Here is a 25,191-nt window from a genome sequence, read left to right as displayed (position 1 = left end):
TATTGATTATTTCTTGCTTGATGTATCAGTTAGGTATGAAGATAAGATGTTTTGTAAATCTTTATCCTTAATTTCTACACCACCATTCTTAAGAACTTTTGTAACAACGTCCTTAAGAGTAGTACTATCGTTTAACTTGGAGTTAGCAATTTGTTCCTTCAAGTCATTTACATGTTCATTGTATGAACCTTTCTTTGGATGGTTAACCATTTGAATGATTTGGTATCCAAATTGTGTCTTAACAGGTTCTTTGGTGTATTGACCATTAGATAGTTTGTAAGCAGCCTTCTTGAATGCTGAATCAACATTGGAATCAGTGTTGTCAAATGCAGGCATCTTACCACCATTGTTCTTGTTAGAAGTGTCACTGGAGTATTTCTTAGCTAAATCAGAGAACTTCTTACCATCCTTCAATTGAGAAATAACTTTTTCAGCAGTGCTCTTGTTTGAAACTAGAATTTCGTTAACAGTAACCTTTGGTTGGAAGTTCTTAAATTGCTTTTGTAGATCACTCTTAGAGTATGAAATGTTGTCTTTTACAGCTTCTTTAAGAAGTAGGTTAGACTTCAATTGGTTCTTGAATGATGAGGTAGTTAAACCTTGTTGTTCAAGTAGAGTTTCAAATTCTGATCCGTATTGGCTCTTGTATTGGTTAAATTGAGCATTTACTTCGGAGTCAGAAACTTTCTTTCCATATTCTTTGTTTAATACTTTATCTAGGATCATTTGTTGAAGAACTTGTTTACCGTTTGAGGTGTTCTTCATGCTGCTGTAGTATTCACTTTGGGTGATTTTACCACCGTTAGTAACAGCAACTGTTTTACTACCACAAGCAACTAGTGAAACACTTAGTAAAGCTCCTGCTAGTCCAACAAAAATCTTTTTATTCATTATTTACTACACATCCATTTCTTTAAAAATATATCAATAAAATTGATGTTTTTTTATTGTAACATCTTAAATTCTATCACAAAACCATAATAGTATATAAATTACTTAGTAATATTATTAATTCTTTGTGTAATAAGGTCTAAATGAGGCTTAGTTTTAAATTGAAATTCGTTTACATCTTGTTGCATATTAGAAAGAACGGGTTTTGATTTGCCTAATTGATCTTGTAATTTTGCAATGTTGTGACTTAAGTTATCCTTTGCAGCCACAGTTTTTTGTACATCAGATACCAATGACTTAGTACCTAAGTAAACTTCATTCGCAAATTCTTTAGGATCTTTCTTATTAACATAAAGATAAGCAGCTAAACCAACTGCTGATAAACCAGCTAACTTAATCATGGATTTAATCATATTTATTCCTCCATTGATTTTGCAATGTTTTCTTTGATTTGTTCTAATGCATCTTCATTATATTTTTCTGAATTATCTTGGAAATGCATTGAGAAACCATCATCTTTGCTGTATCTAGGAATAAGATGGAAATGTGAATGAAATACTGATTGGTAAGCTAATTCACCATTATTATTAACGATGTTCATACCTACGATATCAGGAGCTGATTTTTTAATAGCTCTTGCAATCTTAGGAATACGGGCAAAAACTTTTTCAGCTAAATCTTCATCATATTCGTAAATGTTAGCTACATGTTTCTTAGGAACAACTAGAGTATGTCCAGGGGTAGCTTGAGAAATATCCAAGAATGCTTTTACATATTCATCTTCGTAGATGGTGTAACTAGGAATTTCTCCATCAATAATTTTACAAAATACACAGTTACTCATATTTATTCTTCCTTTCATACTTATTTGTTACTTTAATTATATACATACTAACATAAAATAAAGTTAAAATGACTTATGATATAATGACATTAAAAATAGATTACGAGGTGATCTGGTTGTCATTAAAGATAGACAAACTAGTAGGGGGATATTCTAGAACACCAGTATTGAAAGGTGTATCCTTCGATGTAGCTGATGGGGAACTAGTAGGCCTTATTGGTTTAAATGGTACTGGAAAGTCTACTACATTAAATCATGTTATTGGCTTGTTACAACCATTCTCAGGTACTGTCACTATTGATGGAATTTCCATAAATGATGATGTTAAAAAGTATAAAAGTAAAATAGCTTATATTCCGGAAGTACCTATTCTATATAAAGAATTAACTCTAAAAGAGCATATAGAAACAACCATAATGGCTTATGGATTAGATTATGATGCTGCATGGAATAAGGCAATGAAGTTATTGAAAAAATTTAGACTAGATAAGAAATTAAATTGGTTTCCAATCAATTTTTCTAAAGGAATGCGTCAAAAGGTAATGATTGTTTGTGCTTTTATTACTGACGCAAAATTATTTGTAATTGACGAGCCATTTTTGGGCCTAGATCCTGTGGCCGTTAATGATTTATTAGATTTGATTAATCAACAAAAGAGTCGTGGTAGCAGTATTATAATGTCCACGCATGTTTTAGATACAGCTGAACGTTTTTGTGATAGATTTGTATTAATTCACGATGGCCAAGTTAAAACAGAAGGTACTTTGGAACAATTACGGTCCCAATTTGGAAATAAAGAAATGTCATTAAACGATATGTATCTAAAACTAGCTCGAGAAGAGGGTCAAAATGAATAATTTATTTGTTAAACGTTTGCAATTACATCTAACGCAAATGTCACGATATTTAAAGTATGTATTTAATGACTTCTTTGTAATCGCTCTGATGTTTTTTATTGGAGGATTAGGATATGAATATTCTCAATTAATTAAAAAAATAAAACCGGATTTATGGTGGCAAAGCCCGTTAGCTATTATTGTTTTAATGTTAGGTTTACAATTAGGTAGTCTGATCACTTTAGTAAAAGAAGCAGATTATGTTTTTTGGATGCCTAAAGAGCAATCATTTCTAGCTTTCTTTAAAAAGGGATTAACCTATAGTTCATGGATAAGTGGAGCCGTTCAATTGTTTATATGGTTTTTACTTATTCCATTTATAACTAAATCGGAAATTATTACTAATAAGTGGAATTTACTACTTTTGTTTTTACTATTGTTATGTATAAAAAGAACGATGCTAGTAGGTTCATTTATTGATAATTATAAAAGTTTTCAATATTCATCATTGTTATATAGATTAGTAGTTCCATTTGTTTTATTAGTTATTGCTATGTATGGATATGTATGGGTATCGATGATATTAGTTATATTGTTGTTGGTATTTTTGATGTTCTCAACTAAATCATTAAAAAACAGTGCTATTGATTGGAAACATGTAATCGATACACAACACAGTCATGAAAATGTCGTAAATAGATTCTTTAATATGTTTACTGATGTGCCAGGAATGCAAGGCTCAGTTAAAAGACGCCGCTATTTAGATTTTATTTTTAAATGGTTTGATAGGGATGTATATAGTCTTTTATATGCTAGAGGCATTATTAGAGATAAAGAAATTAGTGGGCTATTATTTCGCTTAACTATATTAGGCACAATATTAATGTTAACTATAAATAATAAAATTATGGTCACTTTATTGGGCATGATTTTTATATATTTGATGGTATTTCAATTAATTCCATTTTTTGATAACTTTTCTGATAATGTATTTATGCATATTTATCCTATTTCTGAAGAAAGTAGGGTAAAATCATTTAGCAATGATGTGATAAAAATATTGATTCCAGCAGTTATCCTATTTACTGCTGCTTCTATTTACAGTGTAAATATATTATTTGCATTATTTGTATTTGTGGTTTTAATTTTAGAATTAATTTTATTAACTAAAATATATGTTACAAAGAAAATAAAAAACCGTGTTTAAATCTGTAATGTAGCTTGACGTGGCTATTAAAAAGCCAGTAAAATAAGTTACAGTATTAATTACAAGATTTGGCGGATGAGGTAGTCAAAACAAGAAAATATGTTTTGGCTATTTTTTATGAGGAGGAAAAGCAATGCGAGTTAGAAACAAGCCATGGGCTGACGATTATATTAGAGATCATCAAGATTACATTGTAGAAGATGCAGAAAACTGGGTTGGAAAATGGTCTGAAAGATTTACTAAAAAGCAACCTATCCATATTGAAATTGGTACAGGTAAAGGCCAATTTATTGTAGAAATGGCAAAACAACATCCAGAAATTAATTTTATTGGTATTGAAATTCAAAAATCAGTTATTGCTATTGCTTTGAAGAAAGTAGTTGCTGCTGACTTACCTAACTTACAATTGGTTCATACTGATGGTGCAGATGTGGATACTTTGTTTGGTAAACATGAAATTGATACTATTTATTTAAACTTCTCTGATCCATGGCCTAAGAAACGCCATGCTAAGAGAAGACTTACTTCACCTAAGTTTTTAGATAGTTACAAAACTATTTTAAAAACTGATGCACCAGTGGTTTTTAAAACCGATAATCGTGGATTGTTTGAATATTCATTAATAACATTTAACAACTACGGTATGTATTTTGATATGTTATCTTTGGATTTGCACAATAGTGAATATATGGAAGATAATGTAGAAACAGAATATGAACATAAATTTAGTGCTAAGGGTCCTATTTATAAAGTAGAAGCATATTTTAATAAAAAAGAAGACTAAAAATTAGTCTTCTTTAATATTAGATATCCATGAAAATGAGTAGTCGGGACGGATTTTAAAAAAGTGTTCGACTATTTTGTTGTTTTCTAAAACGTTAATAGCTCCCACATAGTTATTACTTATGCTACTTTTTTTAATCCAACTACCGTAAATATGGTCAGTGTTTAATGAATTTTTAGCATGTTTAACTTGAAGATTTATTTTATTCAATCTTTGAGTATGTTTCATTTTTCTTCTTAGGTATATGCTGGTGCCGATAATGCCCATGGCTAAGCCTGATATCATTGTAGTTTTAAATTTAATAATATACACTTCCTTTTCATGAATATATTATACTAAAATTTATAATCAAACTACATCAAAAAATAACTTAAATAAGTTATAATAAATATAGTAAATTACAATAAACATGAATAGGAGTGATAATTATGGAACAATTATCAACTATGAACTTAGACGAATTAAAGAAAAAAATTAACCAAGGAAAATACATTCTATTTTTCTCTGCTGGTTGGTGCCCAGATTGCTCATTCATTAAACCAGCTATGCCAGAAATTGAAGCTGAATACCCTGAATACAAATTTCTTGCAGTAGATCGTGATGAAAACATTGATTTAGCTGCTGATTTGGCTATCTTTGGAATTCCTAGCTTCGTGGCATTTAAAGATGGTGAAGAAATTGGTCGTTTTGTTAACAAAGATAGAAAGACTAAAGAACAAGTTGAAGAATTTATTAATTCTTTAGACTAATAAATGAAATTGGAAGGTAAGATTTAATGTTAATTGCAAGTTATAATCCTGGACAAACTGGAGATATATTAGTTGTTATCTTAGGGGAAGATGCTAAGAAACAAGAAGTTATGTACGGTGATTCAGTAGTGAGAATTTTTGATGCAAAAAATGATAAAACTACTGGCTTTAACTTCTTAAATGCATCAACAATTCTACCTAGATTAAAAGATGTTAATGGACAAGTGGAATTAACTCAAGATGACTTAGACGCTTTAAATAATGAATTAAGTAAAAATGATATTGACGAACAAATAGAATTAGATACTGATCCTAAATTTGTTGTTGGATACGTTAAGTCAGTAAAAGAACATCCTAAGTCAGACCACTTGAAGATAACAGAAACTGAAATTGATGGTGGAAAGACTCTACAAATCGTTAGTGGTTCACCTAACATGCAAGAAGACATTAAGGTAGTAGTTGCTAAAGTTGGAGCTATGATGCCTGATGGATTGATTATTTGGCCTGGTGAATTAAAGGGTGAAGAAAGTGATGGAATGATTTGTTCTGGAAGAGAATTAAAGATTCCTAATGCTCCTCAAAGACCAGGTGCATTGATTTTACCTGACGATTATCAAGTAGGGGATGCTTTTGATTTTGATAAGGCATCAACATTATTTGAATAATGTGCGAATAAGAGGGGAGAGATTATTCTCCTCACATACATAATTTATTAAACTTTAGGTTAAGGATGACGTTTAAATGGAACACTATGATGGACCAGCATTCTATCGAAAATATAATATAAAAGATAGAAATACCCAGATAAAACATACGCATAAAACCAAAAGAACAGAATCTGACGATTCTGGTAAAAGTGCTAGAAAATTAAGTGATGTAGACAGAGTTCCTTTTGTTGATAACAAGGATAATCCCATTGCAAAAAGAACTGCCGCATTTAAACCAAGCAAAACACAAACAAAACATAATACTAGAGCACCATACTACAAGATTACAGATTCTACTTATTATAATGATTTATTTAAACAACTTAAAAGAGACACTAGCGAATTAATTGCTTTAGATAACAATGATGAAGGCGCAATTGATTTAGATAGTGATGAATCGTTTAGTGATGAAAATTCTGACAGTAGTAATTACGCAGATACAGAAGACGTATCTACTTCTTCTGTTGATGATAACAATGATTACGACGACAGCAATCGTAATGAAAATCAAGATTTAACTGATCAATCTTCTGAAGATTCAGAATCAGATGATGATGTAACAACTTCTGAAGTAGAAGAACATGAAGATCATACTGATGATAGTGATAACGAGGAAGAAGATAATGAGTCAGATACAGATTCTAACGATAATGAAAATAATGAGGTAGAAAATGATTCTGAAAGCGTTACTGAAGAAAATAGTGACGATACGGATGATAGTTCCCATATTATTGCTGCCGAAGAAATAAAACATCATGATCAAAATGACAATATGACCACTGATAATCCAATTGTTATGGATAATGATGAAGAAGAACATAATACGGATGAAGATGATAATAATAATCATGAAAATGATTCTGCTAATGTATCTTCTGGAGATAACAGTGATTCTCATGGATTAGATAAATTGATTCATGTGGCTCAATCATCTAATGATGAACCATCTGATAATGCTGAAGATGAATCTAACACTTCAGATGAAGTATCAAATAGTGATGACGACCATAGTGAAGATGAATCTAACGAACCTTCGGATGAGCCTGATAACAATGTATCTGAAGAACATGATGAAAAGCAAAAACGTAAATCAATAGATCAACATGGCCTAGGTCATTCATTATCATCAATATTGAACCAAGAAAATAGTGCACAAAAAGACTTGTCATTATTTAATGATGATAATAGCAAGAATGAGCAACCAGAACATTTAGAAAATATATCTTCTGATTTTGATGATCGTGGATATAAATTTCCATCCTTAGACTTATTGTCACCAGCTGATACAACTGATGATGAGGGGATGGATGATTGGATAGCTGATCAAGCTGAAAAGCTTGATGAAACACTACAAGCTTTCCATGTTGATGCTAATGTTGTTGATTGGACTAATGGTCCTACTGTTACTCAATTCCAAATCAAATTACAATTAGGGGTTAAGGTAAGCAAAATTACCAACCTAACAGATGATTTGAAGTTAGCATTAGCTGCTAAGGATATTAGAATTGAAGCTCCAATTCCTGGAAAGACTACAGTAGGAATTGAAATTCCAAATCCTCATCCTAGACCAGTTAAGCTTGCTGAAGTACTGGATTCACCACAATTTAAGCAAAGCACTAATCCATTAACAGTTGCTTTAGGGGTGGATTTAACTGGTCAGCCTAAGGTTACTGATTTAAATAAGATGCCTCATGGATTAATTGCTGGTGCTACCGGATCTGGTAAGAGTGTATTCTTAAATAGTATGTTGATTTCATTACTATATAAGGCTACTCCAGCTCAATTAAAGATGATTTTAATTGACCCTAAGGCCGTTGAAATGGCACCTTATAACGATTTACCACACTTGTTATCACCAGTTATTTCTGATCCTAAACAAGCTTCAGCTGCTTTGAAGTGGGCAGTTAAAGAAATGGATGAAAGATATGAAAAATTAGCAGCTTCTGGTGCTAGAAATATTGAACAATTTAATAAGTTAGCTGAAGAACATGGTGAATATGCTATGAAGATGCCATATATTGTCATAGTTATTGATGAATTGGCTGACTTAATGATGGTGGCTTCTAATGAAGTACAAGATTATATTGTTCGTATCACTCAAAAGGCACGTGCAGCTGGTATTCATTTGATTGTGGCTACACAAAGACCTAGTGTGGATATTATTACTGGTACTATCAAGAATAATATTCCTACTAGAGTTGCCTTTATGGTATCTAGTCAAGTTGATTCTAGAACTATTATAGATACAGCCGGTGCTGAACGATTATTAGGTAAAGGTGACATGTTGTATCTAGGTAATGGTGCTAGTCAATCTGTACGTCTACAAGGTACTTTTGTAACTAATGATGAAATCGAAAGAATTATTGATGAAGTTAAGAAACGTGGAAAACCAAAGTACGCATTCCAACCTGATTCATTGCTAAAGAGTGTGAACCAAGTAGAGCAACAAGATGAATTGATGCCCGACGTATTAGAATATATTTCACAAGAAGATACGGTTTCTACTTCTAAGCTACAAAGAGTATTTTCTATTGGATATAACCGAGCGGCTAGTTTAATAGATGAACTAGAAAAGCATAATTATGTCTCCGGGCAACATGGTTCTAAACCAAGAGATGTTTATTTAACAGAGAGTGACTATAAAAAGTTAAATATTTAAAAAAATAATAACTTATTAGTCATAAATCTGATATTATAAAGTTAATGACAGATAAAAGGAGCATTTAACAATGGATGATGCAAAAAAGATATATCACTTTGTTGGAATTAAAGGTACTGGAATGTCAGCAATGGCACGAATCCTAAAAGATAGAGGATATGAAGTACAAGGCTCAGATATTGAAAAATATACATTTACACAAGTTGGACTAGAAAAAGCTGGAATTAAAATTCTTCCTTTTGATGTTAATAATATTAAAGAAGGGTTAACAGTAATTGCTGGTAACTCATTTAATGATGATCAACCTGAAATTAAAAAAGCCCGTGAAATGGGATTAGATGTTTACAGATATCATGAATTCTTAGGTGAAATGATTAAAGGACACACTAGTATTGGTGTTTGTGGTGCGCATGGTAAAACAAGTACCACTGGACTATTAGCTCATGTTTTATCTGGAATTGCACCAACTGATTATTTAATTGGTGATGGAACTGGAAAAGGTGTTCCTGATGCAAGATTCTTCGCTTATGAAGCTGATGAATACAGACGTCATTTCTTAGCTACAAGTCCTGATTACGCAATCATGACAAACATTGATTTTGATCATCCTGATTACTATACAGGTATTGATGATGTTAAGAGTGCCTTCCAAACATTTGCAAACCAAACTAAGAAAGGTATTTTTGCATGGGGTGACGATAAGAATCTTCGTGATCTTACTGCCAATGTTCCTATTTACTACTATGGTACTGGTGAAAATGATGATTTCAGAGCAACTAATGTAGTAAAGAGTACTTCTGGTTCAGAATTTGATGTTGAATACAAAGGGGAAAAATTAGGTCATTTCCACATTCATTTATATGGTGAACACAATGTGTTAAACGCATTGGCTGTCATCGCAGTTTCATACTTTGAACATGATAATTTAGATGAAATTCAAAATGAATTAGAAACATTTAAGGGTGTAAAGCGTCGTTTTGCTCAAAGAAAAGTTTCAGATATGACTATTATTGATGATTATGCTCATCATCCATCTGAAATCAATGCTACTATTGACGCTGCAAGACAAGAATACCCTAACAAGAAGGTTATTGCAGTATTTCAACCACATACTTTCAGTCGTACTATTGCATACTTAGACGATTTTGCTAAGAGTTTAAGCAAAGCTGATGATGTATACATTACTAAGATTTACAGTTCACCACGTGAAAAATCTGGTAAGGTTTCCAGTGCTGACTTGGAAAAGAAAATTACTAAAAATGGTGGTTTAATTAAGGCTGAAAATATGTCTCCATTATTGCAATATCATGATGCAGTTGTAGTATTTATGGGTGCAGGTGATATTCAAAAATACGAACGAATCTATGAAAAGTTATTAAATGATGTAACTAATAATGTTAATTAATTCTTGTAGTTTTTATTAATTCTGTTAGAATTACTGTAATAATTATAAGTGTTAATGAGGAGGTTTATGATTAATATGAATAATTATGATCAAACTGGCCGCCGTTTAGTTAATGATGCATTTGGTATGAATAAGTTTCTATCCAAAACATATGGCTGGATGGCTCTATCCGTTTTAGTTTCAGGATTAGTTTCCTACATGATGGGTAATGTATATAATGTTAGACTTACACCCGTTGCTACTCTCGTAGGATTTATCCTATGGATTGCCTTAGCTTTTGCTACTCAAAGTCTTGCAATGAAAAATGCTGTTTCTGGATTTATTTCCTTAATTGTATTTTCTGCATTGACTGGTGGATTATTCTCCTACATTTTTGTGCTTTATAGTGGAGTAGCAATTACACAAGCTTTCTTGACCGCAACTGTTGACTTTGTCATTATGGCTGTAATTGGTGTAACTACTAAGAAGAGCTTAGATAAAGTTGGAACTCAAGCATTTGCAGCATTAATTGCTTTGCTTATTGTAAGTATCATTAACATTTTCTTACACAACTCATTATTTGATTTAATCATTTCTTTTGTAGGTGTAATTATCTTTACTGCATTTACAGCATATGATAGTCAAAAAATCAAAGAAAGTTTTAATGAATACAATGGTCAAGTATCAGATAATAGTTTAGCTATTTTTGGTGCTATGCAATTGTACATGGACTTTATTAACTTATTCCTATACTTATTAAGTATTTTTGGAATTGGTGATAACAACAACTAGAAAAAAGATGGTGTTTTTACAACACCATCTTTTTTATTTTTTATATAATGTATATATACATGTTAAAATGAGTTCTAGTAGAATAAACGAATAAGGAGAATTATATGTCTGATAAAAGATTACTATTAATTGATGGAAATAGTATTACCTACAGAGCATTTTTTGCTTTGATTAATCAAGTGGAAAAATTTACTAATAATCAAGGATTACATACAAATGCGATTTATGGTTTTAACAACATGTTGGATATTATGTTGGATAAAGTAAAGCCAACTCATGTTTTAGTGGCATTTGATGCTGGAAAAACTACCTTTAGAACCAAGATGTATTCTGATTATAAAGGCGGAAGAAATAAAACTCCTGAAGAATTATTAGAACAATTTGATTACGTAAAAAAATTATTAAAAAATCGTGGAATTAAAACATATGAACTTAAAGATTTTGAAGCTGATGATATTATTGGAACATTGTCCAAAAAAGCTGATGAATCTGGTTTTGAAACCACTATAGTTACTGGTGATTATGATTTAACACAATTATGTTCTGATCAAACTACTGTTTCTATTAGTAATCGAGGAGTAACTGGTGTTACTAGATATGATACCGATTATGTTAAAGAAACAATGGGCATCACACCATCCCAAATTATTGATTGGAAGGCACTTAAAGGAGATTCCTCCGATAATTATCCTGGGTAACTGGAGTAGGAGATAAAACTTCTTTAAAGCTAGTTAAACAATTTGGTAGTGTAGAAAATGTATATAGTAATCTTGATGAAGTCAGTGGTAAAAAGCTAAAAGAACATTTAATTCAAGATAAAGAAGAAGCTATCTTAGATAAAAAACTAGCTACTATAAGACGTGATGCACCTATTGAAATTTCATTAGATGATATTCCATATCAAGGCGATGATATGAATAATTTAATTAAATTTTATCGTGAAATGAATTTCAATAAGTTTCTTAGTGATATAAACGCCAACTCCACAGAACATATGGAAGACGTTAAATATGAACAATTAAGTGAAGATAATATAGATAAGCTTAGTGACACTGATGATAATGAAGTAACTTTCTATCTTGCCATGGATGGAGATAATTATCACACTGGGAAATTCTTTGGATTCGCTTTAAAAATTGGTGATACTAATTATGTTAGTGATGATGTTTCATTATTAGATAATGATCATATTAAAAATATTCTAGAGAGTGAAGATGTTGCTAAGAATGTTTTTGATGCTAAGCGTACTTATGTAGGATTAAATCGTTTAGGCATTCATTTACGAAACGTTTCCTTTGATTTATTACTATCTTCATATTTATTGGATACTAATGATAATAGTAATGACTTAGGAAAAGTTGCTAATAGACACGATTATTACGAAGTACAATCTGATGACGATGTGTATGGAAAAGGTGCAAAGCGTTCTATACCAGAAGGTACGAAGCTATATGAACATTTTGCTCGTAAAATTAATGCAATTAGCGCACTAAAAGATAACTTATTTGAAGAATTAAAGAATCATAATCAATGGGATCTATATAAAAATGTAGAATTGCCATTAACCTTCATTTTAGGTGATATGGAAGTTTCTGGAGTTACAGTTGATACTGATGTTTTAGAATCAATGCGTGGCAAGTTATCTGAACGATTATCAGAAATAGAACAAAGTATCTACAATGACGCAGGAGAAGAATTTAATATAGCATCCCCTAAACAATTAGGTGTTATTCTATTTGAAAAACTTCAATTGCCAGTTATCAAGAAAACCAAAACTGGTTACTCAACCGCAGTAGGAGTATTAGAACAATTAGCTCCTGATTACCCAATAGTTCAATCTGTGTTAGAATACCGCCAAGTTGCTAAGATTTTATCTACTTACGTAGAAGGATTGCTTTCCGATATTCATTCAGATGGAAAAGTGCATACTAGATACTTGCAAACATTAACACAGACCGGTCGTTTGTCTTCAGTTGAACCTAACTTACAAAATATACCAGTTAGAACTGAAGAAGGTCGTCGCATAAGACAAGCATTTGTACCTAGTCATGAAGGTTGGCAAATCTTTTCTTCTGATTACTCACAAATTGAATTACGAGTATTAGCATCTATCTCTGGTGATAAGAACATGCAAGATGAATTTATCCATAATGATGATATTCATGCATCAACAGCCAGAAGAATATTTGGATTAAAGGATAATAGTGAAGTTACTCCAGAATTAAGAAGACAAGCTAAGGCGGTAAACTTTGGTATTGTTTATGGTATTTCTGCTTTTGGATTAGCTAAAAATACTGGAATTAGCCGTAAAGAAGCTACTGAATTCATTAATAAGTACTTTGCTGAATATCCTGATGTTAAAAAATACATGGATGAAAGTATCCAATCTGCTAAAGAAAAAGGTTATGTAGAAACTATCTTACATCGTCGTCGTTACTTACCAGATATTAATTCTAAGAACTTTAATTTACGTTCGTTTGCTGAAAGAACAGCTATGAATTCACCAATTCAAGGTAGTGCGGCCGATGTTATTAAAATAGCCATGATTAAAATGAAAGAAGCTATTAAAGATAGAAACATGAAAGCAACTATGTTGTTGCAAGTACATGATGAATTGATCTTTGAAGCACCTAAAGAAGAAATTGAAACATTAAAACAATTAGTACCAGAAGTAATGGACTCTGCTGTTAAATTAAATGTTCCATTAAACGTAAAGAGCCATTATGGTGATAATTGGTACACTTTGAAATAGATAAGTGAGGTTGGAGAAATGCCAGAATTACCTGAAGTAGAAACTGTTAGAAGAGGGTTAACACAACTTGTGCAAGGAACAAGTATTAAAAGTATTGATGTGTTATATCCCAAAATGATTAATGTAGACACTAAGTCTTTTCAAGATGCCCTAACTAATCAGACTATTGATCGTATTGATCGTCGTGGAAAATATCTTTTATTTAGATTTAATAATGATATGACGTTAGTCTCACATTTACGAATGGAAGGTAAATATGATGTAGAACCTGATGGTACGGAACCATCAAAACATACACATGTAATTTTTCACTTGGATGATAATCGAGAATTACGTTACAAAGATAGTCGAAAATTTGGTCGTATGTATTTGATTAAGAATGGTGAAGAAAAGACATTGTCTGGTTTAGGAACTATTGGGCCTGAACCTACCGAAGATGATTTAACTTTTAACTACATGAAACAGGTTATGAATAAATCTCGTGGTAAAATTAAACCTTTCTTATTAAATCAAAGCCATATTGCTGGTTTAGGTAATATCTATTGTGATGAAGTCTTATGGATGAGTAAGATTCATCCTGAAACCATTACTAATACTATTAGTGATGATAAAATAGAAACATTAAGACAAAATATTATTAAAGAAATAAAAATGGCAATTAAAGGACATGGAACTACCGTTCATTCATATTCCAATGCATACGGAGAAGCTGGTCAATTCCAAAACCATCTTCATGTATATGGGAAACAAGGTGAACCATGTGAACGTTGCGGTACTTTGTTTAAAAAGATAAAGGTTGCTCAACGTGGTACTACTTATTGTCCTAATTGCCAAAAGAAAGTGGCTGACTAATATGGTAGAAGTGATTGGATTAACTGGTGGTATAGCTACCGGTAAATCAACAGTATCTAGTTATTTAGCTAGTCAAGGTTATGAAATAATTGATGCAGATAAAATTACTCACCAAGTTCAAGCAAAAGGTAGTACTGGCTTAGCGGCTATTACTGCCTTTTTTGGCAAAGATATTTTGAACGATAATGGTGAGTTAAATCGAAAAAAATTAGGCGCAATAGTCTTTTCAGACTCACAAAAATTGACTGCTTTAACTAGAATTATAGATCCTTACATTCGAAATGAAGTTAACAATCGAATCAATAATGCGAAGGGAGATGTCATCATTTTAGATGCTCCCACATTGTTTGAAAATGGATATCATTTTATGTGTGATAAAATTGTAACTGTCGCATGTAATATAGATGAACAAATAAAAAGAGTAATGAATCGCGATGGATTGGATAAAAAAGCTGCACTGCAAAGAATTAATAGTCAATGGTCATTAGATATTAAGAAAAAATTGTCAGATGAAACCGTTGATAGTAGTGGCAGTATTATGCAAACACGCGCTCAAGTGGTAAAATTATTTAATAACAAAGATTGATCGAGGTGAGATATTATGCAATGTCCTCATTGCCATAACAATTCTTCCAGAGTTATCGACAGTAGACCTGCTGAAAATGGGCAAGTAATTCGTCGTAGACGTGAATGTGAGAATTGTAATTACAGATACACAACGTTTGAAAGAATTGAACAAACACCATTATTAGTTATCAAAAATAATGGAAATCGTGAAGAATTTAACCATGAAAAAATTCTACGAGGAATTATCCGCTCAGCTGAAAAGCGTCCAATTCCTATGGATAAAATGACTGCTATAGCTGATAAAGTAGAAAATAAAGTACGTTCACTAGGTGAAAATGAAGTATCCAGTCAATTGATTGGAGAATACGTTATGAAAGAACTAGTAAACGTTGACGATATTGCATATATAAGATTTGCCAGTGTTTATCGTCAATTTAAAGATATGACTGTTTTTTATAATGAATTAAAAGAAGTTTTAGATAAAGATCAAAAAAAGGATAAGTAATGGGGAATGAATATGAGTGAACAATGGCGTAACGTTGATCCGCAATCTGAATTTGTATTAGTTGCAAATGATGATATATCAGATTTGCAAAGAACATCCCTTGATGTTTTATATCAACCTATCATTGGGGTTTTAGCCTATGCATTAGTAAATAATTTCTGGCGTATGGCTCAAGAAAGAGACCCACATAAAGTGCATAGCCATTTTGAATTACTTTCATATTTAAATGTTGATGTTAAATCTTTTTATGAAGCTAGGATTAAACTAGAGGCTGCAGGATTGTTAAAGACTTTAGTTAAGAATAGTGGAGAAGATAGAGTATATGCATATCAATTAATTAATCCCTTAGATACTCACAGCTTTTTTGCGGATGATTTACTAAGTGTTTCTTTATTACAAATAATTGGTGAAGATCGTTATTTAGATATTTTCCAAGAATTTGCTAAAGAACCTTTTGATGTTTCAGACTATAAAAATATTTCTAAAAATTTTTTAGAAGTATTCAATATTAAACAAAGTGAAATAGCTAAAACACCCACAGTAGTAAATAAAGTAAAGGATAATGTTAATAGGGTTAAGTCATTTGAAACTGGTACGAAAGATACAGTAAATGATGACTTTGACTTTAATTTGTTATTAGATATGCTTAGTCAATCATTTGTAAACGTTGCAGATGTTAAGAAGAGTGTGGATTTAATTAATGCTGAACATGAATTGTATGGTATTGATGAAATTCAAATGTCTAAATTAATAGAAAAAGCTACTAACGTTACTAACAATGTTTTCGATCCTCGTAAATTTAAAGTTATAGTATCTAGACAATTTAAAGAGAATCATGCTAGTTTGCAAGAAACTGCCGATGCTAGGGGTAACGAATCTCAAACTTCAGCAAGTGAATCTAGTTTAAGCAATGTAGAAAAGCAATTAGTGAAATCTACTCAAGAATATTCACCAGTAGAATTTTTAAATTATCTAAAAAAGGCTAAAGGTGGATATGTACGTTCTGCTGAAGAACGTATCTTAGCTGAAGTAGTGGAACGTGGTATTTTGAATGCTGAAGTTATTAATATGATTACTTATCATTTGTTGGTTGATCAAGATAAGTCGGGATTAAATAAGAGTTTGTTTGATGCCATTGCTGATAATTGGTCGCAACAACATATATCTAATTCATCTGAAGCCATCGAATATATTAAGAAACGAAAATCTGATAAGATAAAGCCTAAGCGTAACTATTCTAGAAGATACAATGGCCAAGCTAATGTTAAAGAAACCTTACCTGATTGGGCCAAAGATGGTTATGATAATAGTAAAAATGAAAAACAAGTCGATGAGACTAAGAAGAAAGAATTACAAGAGAGAATTAAGAAATTAAAGAATCGTAGAAAAGAGGGTTGAGAATGGAAAATTTAAGCGAACAATTAGCCCAAACCATGAGTAAAAGTAAGTATGGCGACAGATATAAGAAATTAGTAAGTGAAGTACTAAATGACGAAGAAGTTAAGTCTTTTATACAGGCTAACAGTGATAAATTAGAGCCTGATGCCGTACAACATTCAATCGCTAAGCTATATGAATTCGTGCAAGAAAGAAATAAAGTTAAAAAAGGTGAAGACTCTACTGTAAAGGGATATGTGCCTACTTTAACTATCAGTAAGAAATTAATTGATATATCTTATGTACCTACTGAAGAAAAATTACGTAAAATGCGTGAAAATAAAATCTTTAAACGAATTCATGCAGTAGCAATGCCTAAAAACATAAAGAATGTGTCACTAGATGATTTTGATTTAAGTGAAAATGAATATAGAATTAATGCTATGGAAAAAGTTACTGACTTTATTAGTGCATATACATCTTCACCTGATAAACCACATCCAGGGATGTATCTTTATGGTGAATTTGGAGTCGGAAAAACTTATTTAATGGCTGCTATGGCTAACGAATTAGCCAAAAGTGGTTTTAACGTTACTTTAGTGCATTTTCCAAGCTTTGCTGTAGAAATGAAAAATTCTATTACTAATAATCAAGTATCTGATAAATTAGACGCTATAAAGAAATCACAAATTTTAATTTTGGATGATATAGGTGCTGATTCCATGTCTTCATGGATTAGGGATGATATTTTAGGAGTTATCCTAGAATATAGAATGCAAAATTCGTTGACTACATTCTTTACTTCTAACTTTTCTATGGATCAATTTGAAAAAGAACATTTAAGTGTTAATACTAGGGGCGATGAAGAGCCACTTAAGGCTAAAAGAATTATGCAACGAGTACGATTCTTGTCGAGAGAGGTAGCGATGTTTGGAAAAAATCGTCGTCCACAATAATTTTTTCTTGACATTTTATCGCTAACTGTTGATAATGAAGATAGTTGATGAAAGACATGATTATAAATATTGACTTCCAGGGAGAAGGCACATTTGCTGAAAGTGCTTTTATGTTCATATTTATGGTTACCACTTTCATTATTTAACTCAGAGGAAAATTCTGAATCGGGTTGTTTCGTTAAAGACTACTATGAGGCCTGTATACAAGTGTGTACAGGTAGAATTCGGGTGGAACCACGTTATTAACGTCCCTAGTGCCTATTATTGGGTGCTAGGGACTTTTTATTTTCATCCGAAAATAAACAAAGGAGTGCTGATTATGGCAAAAATTTCATTTGAATTCCCTGACGGCAATGTAAAAGAATTCGATCAGGGTGTAACTACTGAAGATATTGCTAAAACTATTTCAATTAGTTTAGCAAAAAAAGCAGTTGCCGGAAAAATTGACGGAAACATGGTAGATGTTGACTTACCACTAGAAAAAGGTGGCAAGATTGAAATCGTAACTAAAGATAGTGACGATGGATTAAAGGTTTTACGTCAAACTGCAGCTCAATTATTAAAAGCAGCTTTAGCTGATCAATTTAATAACATTCAATTTGGAGAAAGCACTTCTAATGAAGATGGCTTCTTTGTTGATACTGATAAGAGAGACACACAAGTTAGTGCTGACGAATTACCTCAAGTTGAAGAACGTATTAATAAAATGATTAAGAACAACGTCAAAATTGAAAGAAAAGTTCTATCTGTAGAAGATGGACTAAAACAAGTTGACGGTGATCCTTACCAAGCTAAATTAGTAAATAAGGAAGCTAAAGACGGTAAAGTTGTATTTTACCAAATTGGCGATTACTTAGGTTTAGGTGAAGGTGTAGTTCTACCTTCAGCTAAGGCAGTAAAAGAATACAAACTACTTTCAGTAGCTGGTGCATACTGGGAAGGTAAATCATCTAACCCAATGCTACAAAGAATTTATGCTACTGCATTCTACAAGAAATCTGATTTAGAAGACGATTTAGCTAAGAGACAAGAAGCTAAAGAACGTGACCACAGAGTTATTGGTAACAAATTAGACCTATTCTTTGTTGATCCAAAAGTTGGTGCTGGTTTAGCATACTGGATGCCTAATGGTGCAACTATTCGTCGTGTTGTTGAAAGATACATTATCGATAAGGAACTTGCTAATGGTTACGAACATGTTATTACACCGGTTCTAATGAACTTAAATGCATACAAGACTTCTGGTCACTGGCAACATTATCGTGAAGATATGTTCCCACCAATGGACATGGGTGATGGTGAAGAACTTGAATTACGTCCAATGAACTGTCCAAGTCATATTCAAATTTACAACCACCACATTCGTTCATACCGTGAATTACCATTAAGAATTGCTGAATTAGGTATGATGCATAGATACGAAAAATCTGGAGCTCTTTCAGGTTTACAACGTGTTCGTGAAATGACTTTAAATGATGGTCACACTTTCTTAGCTGTTGATCAAATTAAAGATGAATTTAAGAAAATTCTTAACTTAATGGTAGAAGTATACAAAGACTTTGACATTAAGAACTACCACTTCAGATTAAGTTACCGTGATCCAAAGAATACTGAAAAGTACTTTGATGACGATGAAATGTGGAACAAGTCACAATCAATGTTGAAGGGTGCTATGGATGACCTTGGCCTTGATTATGTTGAAGCAGAAGGTGAAGCTGCATTCTACGGTCCAAAACTAGATGTTCAAACTTACACTGCTATGGGTAATGAAGAAACTCTATCAACTATTCAATTAGACTTCATGCTTCCTGAAAGATTTGACTTACATTATGTTGGTGAAGATGGAAAAGAACATCGTCCAGTTATGATGCACCGTGGTTTAGTTTCAACTATGGAAAGATTCATTGCTTACCTAATCGAAGTATACAAGGGTGCATTCCCAACATGGTTAGCTCCTAAGCAAGTTAAGATTATTCCAGTAAGTATGGAAAAATACGGTGACTATGCTAAGGAAGTTAATGACAAATTAGCTAAACTAGGAATCCGTACTAGTGTTGATGACAGAAACGAAAAGATGGGTTACCTAATTCGTGATGCACAAACTAACAAGATTCCATATACTTTAGTTGTTGGTGAAAAAGAAAAGGATGCCAACGAAGTTTCTGTACGTAAGTATGGTGAAAAAGATAGTGAATCATTGAGTGTTGATGACTTTATCAAGGAAATTCAAGAAGATATTAGAAATTATTCAAGAGAAAAGTAATTTCTTGTTGACATTCATTGATTTAATTGATAATATATAAGTATCGAAAAAGCAGGAGCTACCCGCTTCTCGCCTTAGTTATTGTTTAGATAGCTAGGCATGATATCGGATCAACCTTTGTTTATATACAAAGGACTTAAAGCGGGTGCTCTTATGAGCATCCGCTTTTTTTCTGCTTTTTAATATACTTGGAGGTGAATTACCATAGCAAACGATATGATGGTTAATGATGGAATTCGAGCTCGTGAAGTTCGTTTAATTGATGCAGATGGTAATCAATTAGGTGTTAAGTCAAAGAACGAAGCACTTAAGATTGCTGATGATGCTGGTTTGGATTTAGTAGTTGTTGCTCCTAAAGCTAAGCCAATGGTTGCTAAGGTTTTAGATTACGGTAAATACCGTTTTGAACAACAAAAGAAAGCTCGCCTTGCTCGTAAGAAGCAAAAGGTAGTAAGTGTTAAGGAAATTAGACTAAGTCCAACAATTGACACTAATGACTTTAATACTAAATTGAAGAGAGCTAAGAAGTTCATCGAAAAAGGTGAAAAAGTTCGTGTATCAATTCGCTTTAAGGGACGTGCCATCACACATAAGGAAATTGGCCGTGATGTTTTAAACAAAATGGCAGATTCTACATCAGATGTTGCTAGCGTTACTCAACGAGCAAAGATGGATGGAAGAAGTATGTTCTTAATGCTCGCACCTAAGTCAAGCGATAAAAAATAGTAAGTATTTTTTAATACTTTAAAGTTATATTAAGGGAGGATGTTTTAGATGCCAAAGACTAAGTCAAATCGTGCAATTGCTAAGCGTTTCAAGAAAACTGCTAAAGGTGGTTTAAAGAGTGCCAACGCTTACACAAGTCACCGTTTCCATGGTAAGACTAAGAAACAACGTCGTAACCTACGTGGTACAAGCATGGTAAACGATACTATTGCTAAGAATTACGGAAAAATGTTTTAATTAGACAATTAAGTAAAACATAAATTAGGAGGATTTAATAATGCCAAGAGTTAAGGGTGGAACAGTTACTCACGCACGTCGTAAGCGTGTTTTAAAAGAAGCTAAAGGTTACCGTGAAGGTAAACACAGTCTATTCAAGACTGCTAAAGATCAAGTTATGAAGTCACGTGAATATGCATTCCGTGATCGTCGTGCTAACAAAGGAAACTTCAGAAAGTTATGGATTTCACGTATTAACGCTGCAGCTCGTATGAACGGTTTAAGCTACAGCAAGTTAATGCACGGTTTGAAATTATCAAACATTGAAATGAACCGTAAAATGTTAGCTGACTTAGCTGTAAATGATGAAAAAGCATTTGCTTCATTAGCTGAAACAGCAAAGAAAGCTATTAAATAATAGCTCATTAAAAAACTTTCACCACTTAAGGTAAGTAGGTGGGAGTTTTTTTCTTACTATGGGTGATATAATAATCATCCATAGATATACATAATTAACCAAGAGGAGAGTTGAAATGATAGCTAAATTTAAACCAACATGGATGATATCAGAAATATATAATATATCACCTACAAAGTTAGATGATATGGGAATAAAAGCAGTGTTTAGTGATCTAGATAATACTTTGATTCCTTGGAATAATCCTGATGGGACTCCTCAGCTAAGAAATTGGATTAAGGACCTTGAAAAAAATAATATTAAATTAGTCGTTATATCCAATAATAAACATAGTAGAGTAAAAAGAGCTTTAAAGAGCCTTAAGTTAGATTTTATTTCCAGATCATGCAAGCCCATGTCTCGTGGAATAAAAGCAGCTTTAAAGAAATATAATTTAGATAGAAATCAAGTCATTATGGTGGGTGATCAATTAATAACTGATGTATGGGCATCTAATAATGCTAAAGTTAGAAGTGTATTGGTTAAACCACTTATTGAAAGTGATGCATGGAATACTAAACCAAATCGTATGATGGAAACAGTATTGTGGAAGTTACTTAAGAGAAAATATAATGATTTAAATTGGCAGGAGGATATTGATGACAGAGACTAATGAAATGCAAAATGAAGAGATTCGTTGTATAGGTTGTGGAGCAGTTATTCAAACGGAAAATCCAGATGAATTGGGATATACACCTAATTCTGCATTGGAAAAAGGAAAAGAAAGTGGCGAAATTTATTGCCAAAGATGTTTTAGATTACGTCATTATAATGAAATTATGCCTGTTAGTTTAACTGATGACGACTTTTTAGCTCTTTTAAATCAAATAAGAGACGCAAATGCTTTAATTGTTTACCTAGTCGATGTTTTTGATTTTAACGGGAGCTTAATTCCTGGATTACATCGTTTCGTAGGTGACAATCCTATTATGCTAGTGGGAAATAAAGCAGATTTATTACCTAATTCATTAAGACGTTCTAAGTTAAAGGATTGGATTAGACAACGTTCTAATGAAGCAGGTATTAGACCTATTGATGTTGAATTGGTATCTGCCAAAACTAATGAATCTGTAGATGATTTGTTAACAAACATTAACAAATACCGTAAAGATCGTGACGTTTACGTGGTAGGTGTTACTAATGTAGGTAAGTCTACTTTAATTAATCAAATCATTAGACAAAACACTGGTATTCAAGAATTAATCACTACTTCACGATTCCCTGGTACTACCTTAGATAAAATTACTATTGATTTAGATGATGGTCACGAATTAGTAGATACCCCAGGTATTATTCATAAAGAACAAATGGCTCATTATCTAAAGGGTAAAGATTTAAAAGTGGTACAACCACAAAAACAAATTAAGCCTAAGGTATATCAACTAAACCCAGAACAAACATTATTCTTTGGTGGAGTTGCACGTTTTGATTATATTCATGGTGATAAAAAGCATGGATTTACAGTTTATGTGGAAAACAATTTATTCATTCATAGAACTAAGTTAGAAAATGCTGATAACTTCTATGATAAGCACTTTGGTGAGTTATTAACTCCTCCAAGTAAAGAATCTATTGATGATTTTCCTGAATTGGAAAGATTTGAATTTAAGACAGAAAGAAAGAGTGACTTAGTATTTGAAGGATTAGGTTGGATAACTGTTCCTGAAAATGTTACTGTTGCAGGATGGGCTCCAAAGGGAGCAAATGTCTTATTAAGAAGAGCTATGATTTAGAAAGGAATATAGTATGAAGTTACGAGGAAAGCAAAAGAGATATTTAAGATCACAAGCAAATAGAATGAGACCACTTTTTTCAGTGGGAAAGAATGGTTTAAATGAAGTATGGCTAGAACAAGTTTTGGATGCCTTACAAAGAAGAGAATTAATTAAAATTAACATTCAACAAAACGCAGATGTTGAAGTTTCCGATGTAAAGGAATATGTGGAAAACAACAGTGATATTGATGTAGTCCAAACTATTGGAAAGACCTTATTACTATTCATGCCTGCAAGTAAGGAAAAATTCCAAACTTACTCAGTAGAAGTTAAAAATATTTAGAGGAGCTAATGGTGATGTATGGGCAAAAAGCGCAAACTTTACCTAAACTAAATATGACAAATAATCGTAAGAAAATAGGTATTATTGGTGGTACCTTTAATCCTATTCATAATGGCCATCTATTTATAGCTGATCAGGTTAGAAATCAACTAGGACTACAAAAAGTTTATTTTATGCCTGATTATTTACCACCTCACGTCGATCATAAAGAAGCTATTAGTGCTGATGAAAGAGTGAAAATGGTAAATTTAGCTATTAATGATAATGATTACTTTGATATTGAAATGATTGAAGTGATAAGAAAAGGGAAAAGCTATACTTACGAGACTATGTTAGAATTAAAGAAAAAGCACCCTGACTATGATTATTATTTTATAATTGGTGGAGATATGGTAAATTATTTGCCAAAGTGGTATCACGTTAATGATTTAATGAACATGGTTCACTTTGTTGGGGTTAGAAGAGATAACTATCCTATGGAGACACCTTATCCTGTTATTTGGGTAGACATCCCCAAGCTAGATATTTCTTCCACATTAATAAGAAAATTAATTAGAAACCGCCAATCAATTCGATACTTAGTACCTGAAAAGGTTCGTAAGTATATAAAGGAGCATAATATTTATGGATGATTATGAATTAACTTACAAAGAGAATATCATTCCTTTTTCCAGAGAAGAATTGATTAATAAATTAAAATCAGCACTTACTACTTCACGTTTTGAACACGTGTTACGAGTAGAACAAATGGCTATTAAATTAGCAAAACAAAATGATGTTGATTTAGAATTAGCTAGTATTGCTGGCCTTTGTCACGACTATGCTAAGCAAAGACCTGATGAAGACTTTATTAAGTTAATTAAGAAATACCATTTAGACGATATTTTGTTGCACTACGGAAATGCTATTTGGCATGGTGAAGTAGGTTACCTAATGGTTCAAAATGAATTAGGTGTACAAAATATTGATATTTTAAATGCCATTAAGCACCATACAACCGGCGCTAAATATATGTCAAAACTAGAACAAATTGTATATATGGCTGATTACATTGAAATGGGTAGAGATTTCCCTGGTGTGGAAGAAGCAAGAAAAATCACTTTCCATAGTTTAAGTGATGGAGTGGCTTATCAAACTAAGCACACCTTAGAATATCTAATTAGTCAAAATAAACCAGTATATCCAAAGACCATTGATACTTATAATCAATGGGTAGTTAATTCGGATATTAAATAAAAAGGAGTATTTAAATGAATAGTAAAGATGAATTAAAAGTAATTGTAGAAGCTGCTGACAGTAAAAGAGCTCATAAAATTGTTGCCTTAGACGTACATGAAGTAAGTTTAATGGCAGATTACTTCGTTATTATGGATGCTGCTTCAACTCGTCAAGTTAAATCTATTGCTGATGAAGTTGTAGATCAAGCTGAAGAAGCTGGTATTACAGTAAACGAAGTTGAAGGTAAGAATTCAGCTAAATGGATCTTGCTAGACTTAGGTAACGTAATTGTTCATGTATTCCAAGAAGATGAACGTGAATACTACAACCTAGAAAAATTATGGTCTGATGCACCAGCCGTTGATATTCAAGATTGGATTAAAGACTAATT

At 32.2% G+C, this 25,191-nt stretch carries 27 protein-coding genes, 1 pseudogene and 1 other annotated feature; of the genes and pseudogenes, 24 read left to right on the top strand and 4 right to left on the bottom strand.

The window, feature by feature from the left end:
• Window positions 1-6 precede the first annotated feature (6 nt).
• The 3 genes from D7I45_RS04035 to D7I45_RS04025 all read right to left on the bottom strand — a co-directional run bounded on the left by D7I45_RS04035 (window position 7) and on the right by D7I45_RS04025 (window position 1,735).
• Window positions 7-891: a peptidylprolyl isomerase gene (locus tag D7I45_RS04035; RefSeq protein WP_120784470.1), complete on the bottom strand. Its 885-nt coding sequence runs from the start codon at window positions 889-891 to the stop codon at window positions 7-9.
• 101 nt (window positions 892-992) lie between these two features.
• Window positions 993-1,304, bottom strand: coding sequence for a hypothetical protein (locus tag D7I45_RS04030; protein WP_120784469.1), 312 nt, complete (start codon window positions 1,302-1,304; stop codon window positions 993-995).
• A gap of 2 nt (window positions 1,305-1,306) precedes the next feature.
• Window positions 1,307-1,735 (bottom strand): HIT family protein, encoded by a 429-nt coding sequence (locus tag D7I45_RS04025; RefSeq protein WP_120784468.1) that lies wholly within the window; start codon window positions 1,733-1,735, stop codon window positions 1,307-1,309.
• Between the two features lie 116 nt (window positions 1,736-1,851).
• Here D7I45_RS04025 and D7I45_RS04020 point away from each other — a divergent pair, with 116 nt between their 5' ends.
• The 3 genes from D7I45_RS04020 to trmB all read left to right on the top strand — a co-directional run bounded on the left by D7I45_RS04020 (window position 1,852) and on the right by trmB (window position 4,562).
• Window positions 1,852-2,592: an ABC transporter ATP-binding protein gene (locus D7I45_RS04020; RefSeq protein WP_120784467.1), complete on the top strand. Its 741-nt coding sequence runs from the start codon at window positions 1,852-1,854 to the stop codon at window positions 2,590-2,592.
• On the top strand, window positions 2,585-3,778 hold the full coding sequence (locus tag D7I45_RS04015; protein WP_120784466.1) for an ABC transporter permease: 1,194 nt from the start codon (window positions 2,585-2,587) through the stop codon (window positions 3,776-3,778). The genes D7I45_RS04020 and D7I45_RS04015 overlap by 8 nt, the downstream gene beginning before the upstream one ends.
• Before the next feature lie 133 nt (window positions 3,779-3,911).
• Window positions 3,912-4,562, top strand: a complete 651-nt coding sequence (gene trmB, locus D7I45_RS04010) for a tRNA (guanosine(46)-N7)-methyltransferase TrmB (RefSeq protein ID WP_120784465.1) — start codon at window positions 3,912-3,914, stop codon at window positions 4,560-4,562.
• Window positions 4,563-4,565: 3 nt separating this feature from the next.
• Here the strand turns inward: trmB and D7I45_RS04005 are convergent, their stop codons facing one another.
• The gene (locus D7I45_RS04005; protein ID WP_120784464.1) at window positions 4,566-4,847 is read right to left on the bottom strand and encodes a hypothetical protein; all 282 of its coding nucleotides are present in this window, start codon (window positions 4,845-4,847) and stop codon (window positions 4,566-4,568) included.
• A 143-nt stretch (window positions 4,848-4,990) separates the two neighbouring features.
• Between D7I45_RS04005 and D7I45_RS04000 the strand changes: the two genes are divergently transcribed.
• The 21 genes and pseudogenes from D7I45_RS04000 (at window position 4,991) to rsfS (ending at window position 25,189) form a co-directional block, all read left to right on the top strand.
• A complete protein-coding gene (locus tag D7I45_RS04000) occupies window positions 4,991-5,311 on the top strand; it encodes a thioredoxin family protein (protein WP_120784463.1) in 321 nt (106 codons plus the stop codon).
• A 26-nt stretch (window positions 5,312-5,337) separates the two neighbouring features.
• Window positions 5,338-5,976 carry a YtpR family tRNA-binding protein gene (gene ytpR, locus D7I45_RS03995; protein ID WP_120784462.1) on the top strand — a complete coding sequence of 213 codons (639 nt, stop codon included), beginning with the start codon at window positions 5,338-5,340 and terminating at the stop codon, window positions 5,974-5,976.
• 76 nt (window positions 5,977-6,052) lie between these two features.
• Complete coding sequence (locus D7I45_RS03990; protein WP_120784461.1) at window positions 6,053-8,677, top strand: DNA translocase FtsK; 2,625 nt, start codon at window positions 6,053-6,055, stop codon at window positions 8,675-8,677.
• 70 nt (window positions 8,678-8,747) lie between these two features.
• Window positions 8,748-10,082, top strand: a complete 1,335-nt coding sequence (murC, locus tag D7I45_RS03985) for a UDP-N-acetylmuramate--L-alanine ligase (protein ID WP_120784460.1) — start codon at window positions 8,748-8,750, stop codon at window positions 10,080-10,082.
• Between the two features lie 75 nt (window positions 10,083-10,157).
• Window positions 10,158-10,853, top strand: coding sequence for a Bax inhibitor-1/YccA family protein (locus tag D7I45_RS03980; RefSeq protein WP_162924085.1), 696 nt, complete (start codon window positions 10,158-10,160; stop codon window positions 10,851-10,853).
• A 104-nt stretch (window positions 10,854-10,957) separates the two neighbouring features.
• A pseudogene (polA, locus tag D7I45_RS03975) lies at window positions 10,958-13,605 on the top strand (DNA polymerase I).
• Window positions 13,606-13,623: 18 nt separating this feature from the next.
• Window positions 13,624-14,457 (top strand): bifunctional DNA-formamidopyrimidine glycosylase/DNA-(apurinic or apyrimidinic site) lyase, encoded by an 834-nt coding sequence (mutM, locus tag D7I45_RS03970; RefSeq protein ID WP_120784458.1) that lies wholly within the window; start codon window positions 13,624-13,626, stop codon window positions 14,455-14,457.
• Between the two features lies 1 nt (window position 14,458).
• On the top strand, window positions 14,459-15,043 hold the full coding sequence (gene coaE, locus D7I45_RS03965; RefSeq protein WP_120784457.1) for a dephospho-CoA kinase: 585 nt from the start codon (window positions 14,459-14,461) through the stop codon (window positions 15,041-15,043).
• A 15-nt stretch (window positions 15,044-15,058) separates the two neighbouring features.
• Window positions 15,059-15,529: a transcriptional regulator NrdR gene (nrdR, locus tag D7I45_RS03960; protein ID WP_120784456.1), complete on the top strand. Its 471-nt coding sequence runs from the start codon at window positions 15,059-15,061 to the stop codon at window positions 15,527-15,529.
• Window positions 15,530-15,541: 12 nt separating this feature from the next.
• Complete coding sequence (locus D7I45_RS03955; RefSeq protein ID WP_162924084.1) at window positions 15,542-16,927, top strand: replication initiation and membrane attachment family protein; 1,386 nt, start codon at window positions 15,542-15,544, stop codon at window positions 16,925-16,927.
• Between the two features lie 2 nt (window positions 16,928-16,929).
• A complete protein-coding gene (gene dnaI, locus D7I45_RS03950; protein ID WP_120784454.1) occupies window positions 16,930-17,862 on the top strand; it encodes a primosomal protein DnaI in 933 nt (310 codons plus the stop codon).
• A 319-nt stretch (window positions 17,863-18,181) separates the two neighbouring features.
• Window positions 18,182-20,125, top strand: a complete 1,944-nt coding sequence (thrS, locus tag D7I45_RS03945; RefSeq protein WP_120784453.1) for a threonine--tRNA ligase — start codon at window positions 18,182-18,184, stop codon at window positions 20,123-20,125.
• Window positions 20,126-20,168: 43 nt separating this feature from the next.
• Window positions 20,169-20,304: a sequence feature (ribosomal protein L20 leader region), on the top strand.
• Window positions 20,305-20,341: 37 nt separating this feature from the next.
• Complete coding sequence (infC, locus tag D7I45_RS03940) at window positions 20,342-20,851, top strand: translation initiation factor IF-3 (protein ID WP_120784452.1); 510 nt, start codon at window positions 20,342-20,344, stop codon at window positions 20,849-20,851.
• Between the two features lie 48 nt (window positions 20,852-20,899).
• On the top strand, window positions 20,900-21,088 hold the full coding sequence (gene rpmI / locus D7I45_RS03935; RefSeq protein ID WP_120784451.1) for a 50S ribosomal protein L35: 189 nt from the start codon (window positions 20,900-20,902) through the stop codon (window positions 21,086-21,088).
• 40 nt (window positions 21,089-21,128) lie between these two features.
• Window positions 21,129-21,485 (top strand): 50S ribosomal protein L20, encoded by a 357-nt coding sequence (gene rplT, locus D7I45_RS03930; protein ID WP_120784450.1) that lies wholly within the window; start codon window positions 21,129-21,131, stop codon window positions 21,483-21,485.
• A gap of 115 nt (window positions 21,486-21,600) precedes the next feature.
• Window positions 21,601-22,137, top strand: a complete 537-nt coding sequence (locus tag D7I45_RS03925) for a YqeG family HAD IIIA-type phosphatase (RefSeq protein WP_120784449.1) — start codon at window positions 21,601-21,603, stop codon at window positions 22,135-22,137.
• Complete coding sequence (yqeH, locus tag D7I45_RS03920) at window positions 22,124-23,257, top strand: ribosome biogenesis GTPase YqeH (RefSeq protein ID WP_120784448.1); 1,134 nt, start codon at window positions 22,124-22,126, stop codon at window positions 23,255-23,257. The genes D7I45_RS03925 and yqeH overlap by 14 nt, the downstream gene beginning before the upstream one ends.
• 13 nt (window positions 23,258-23,270) lie before the next feature.
• Complete coding sequence (gene yhbY, locus D7I45_RS03915; RefSeq protein WP_120784447.1) at window positions 23,271-23,582, top strand: ribosome assembly RNA-binding protein YhbY; 312 nt, start codon at window positions 23,271-23,273, stop codon at window positions 23,580-23,582.
• Window positions 23,583-23,590: 8 nt separating this feature from the next.
• Window positions 23,591-24,214: a nicotinate-nucleotide adenylyltransferase gene (locus D7I45_RS03910; RefSeq protein ID WP_162924083.1), complete on the top strand. Its 624-nt coding sequence runs from the start codon at window positions 23,591-23,593 to the stop codon at window positions 24,212-24,214.
• The gene (gene yqeK, locus D7I45_RS03905; protein ID WP_120784445.1) at window positions 24,207-24,818 is read left to right on the top strand and encodes a bis(5'-nucleosyl)-tetraphosphatase (symmetrical) YqeK; all 612 of its coding nucleotides are present in this window, start codon (window positions 24,207-24,209) and stop codon (window positions 24,816-24,818) included. Before D7I45_RS03910 ends, yqeK begins: the two co-directional genes overlap by 8 nt.
• Window positions 24,819-24,832: 14 nt before the next feature.
• Window positions 24,833-25,189 carry a ribosome silencing factor gene (gene rsfS, locus D7I45_RS03900; protein ID WP_120784444.1) on the top strand — a complete coding sequence of 119 codons (357 nt, stop codon included), beginning with the start codon at window positions 24,833-24,835 and terminating at the stop codon, window positions 25,187-25,189.
• Window positions 25,190-25,191 lie beyond the last annotated feature (2 nt).

The organism is Apilactobacillus bombintestini (assembly GCF_003627035.1).
GTDB classification, from domain to species: domain Bacteria; phylum Bacillota; class Bacilli; order Lactobacillales; family Lactobacillaceae; genus Apilactobacillus; species Apilactobacillus bombintestini.
The sequence above is the reverse complement of the archived record's forward strand: the minus strand, read 5'-3'. Positions and strand labels throughout refer to the sequence as shown.

Excerpts from the sequence above, each read along its gene's own strand:
- D7I45_RS04035 (WP_120784470.1), bottom strand. The coding sequence starts at position 891 with ATGAATAAAAAGATTTTTGTTGGACTAGCAGGAGCTTTACTAAGTGTT.
- D7I45_RS04030 (WP_120784469.1), bottom strand. The coding sequence starts at position 1,304 with ATGATTAAATCCATGATTAAGTTAGCTGGTTTATCAGCAGTTGGTTTA.
- D7I45_RS04025 (WP_120784468.1), bottom strand. The coding sequence starts at position 1,735 with ATGAGTAACTGTGTATTTTGTAAAATTATTGATGGAGAAATTCCTAGT.
- D7I45_RS04015 (WP_120784466.1), top strand. The coding sequence starts at position 2,585 with ATGAATAATTTATTTGTTAAACGTTTGCAATTACATCTAACGCAAATG.
- trmB (WP_120784465.1), top strand. The coding sequence starts at position 3,912 with ATGCGAGTTAGAAACAAGCCATGGGCTGACGATTATATTAGAGATCAT.
- D7I45_RS04005 (WP_120784464.1), bottom strand. The coding sequence starts at position 4,847 with ATGATATCAGGCTTAGCCATGGGCATTATCGGCACCAGCATATACCTA.
- D7I45_RS04000 (WP_120784463.1), top strand. The coding sequence starts at position 4,991 with ATGGAACAATTATCAACTATGAACTTAGACGAATTAAAGAAAAAAATT.
- ytpR (WP_120784462.1), top strand. The coding sequence starts at position 5,338 with ATGTTAATTGCAAGTTATAATCCTGGACAAACTGGAGATATATTAGTT.
- D7I45_RS03990 (WP_120784461.1), top strand. The coding sequence starts at position 6,053 with ATGGAACACTATGATGGACCAGCATTCTATCGAAAATATAATATAAAA.
- murC (WP_120784460.1), top strand. The coding sequence starts at position 8,748 with ATGGATGATGCAAAAAAGATATATCACTTTGTTGGAATTAAAGGTACT.
- D7I45_RS03980 (WP_162924085.1), top strand. The coding sequence starts at position 10,158 with ATGAATAATTATGATCAAACTGGCCGCCGTTTAGTTAATGATGCATTT.
- mutM (WP_120784458.1), top strand. The coding sequence starts at position 13,624 with ATGCCAGAATTACCTGAAGTAGAAACTGTTAGAAGAGGGTTAACACAA.
- coaE (WP_120784457.1), top strand. The coding sequence starts at position 14,459 with ATGGTAGAAGTGATTGGATTAACTGGTGGTATAGCTACCGGTAAATCA.
- nrdR (WP_120784456.1), top strand. The coding sequence starts at position 15,059 with ATGCAATGTCCTCATTGCCATAACAATTCTTCCAGAGTTATCGACAGT.
- D7I45_RS03955 (WP_162924084.1), top strand. The coding sequence starts at position 15,542 with ATGAGTGAACAATGGCGTAACGTTGATCCGCAATCTGAATTTGTATTA.
- dnaI (WP_120784454.1), top strand. The coding sequence starts at position 16,930 with ATGGAAAATTTAAGCGAACAATTAGCCCAAACCATGAGTAAAAGTAAG.
- thrS (WP_120784453.1), top strand. The coding sequence starts at position 18,182 with ATGGCAAAAATTTCATTTGAATTCCCTGACGGCAATGTAAAAGAATTC.
- infC (WP_120784452.1), top strand. The coding sequence starts at position 20,342 with ATGATGGTTAATGATGGAATTCGAGCTCGTGAAGTTCGTTTAATTGAT.
- rpmI (WP_120784451.1), top strand. The coding sequence starts at position 20,900 with ATGCCAAAGACTAAGTCAAATCGTGCAATTGCTAAGCGTTTCAAGAAA.
- rplT (WP_120784450.1), top strand. The coding sequence starts at position 21,129 with ATGCCAAGAGTTAAGGGTGGAACAGTTACTCACGCACGTCGTAAGCGT.
- D7I45_RS03925 (WP_120784449.1), top strand. The coding sequence starts at position 21,601 with ATGATAGCTAAATTTAAACCAACATGGATGATATCAGAAATATATAAT.
- yqeH (WP_120784448.1), top strand. The coding sequence starts at position 22,124 with ATGACAGAGACTAATGAAATGCAAAATGAAGAGATTCGTTGTATAGGT.
- yhbY (WP_120784447.1), top strand. The coding sequence starts at position 23,271 with ATGAAGTTACGAGGAAAGCAAAAGAGATATTTAAGATCACAAGCAAAT.
- D7I45_RS03910 (WP_162924083.1), top strand. The coding sequence starts at position 23,591 with ATGGTGATGTATGGGCAAAAAGCGCAAACTTTACCTAAACTAAATATG.
- yqeK (WP_120784445.1), top strand. The coding sequence starts at position 24,207 with ATGGATGATTATGAATTAACTTACAAAGAGAATATCATTCCTTTTTCC.
- rsfS (WP_120784444.1), top strand. The coding sequence starts at position 24,833 with ATGAATAGTAAAGATGAATTAAAAGTAATTGTAGAAGCTGCTGACAGT.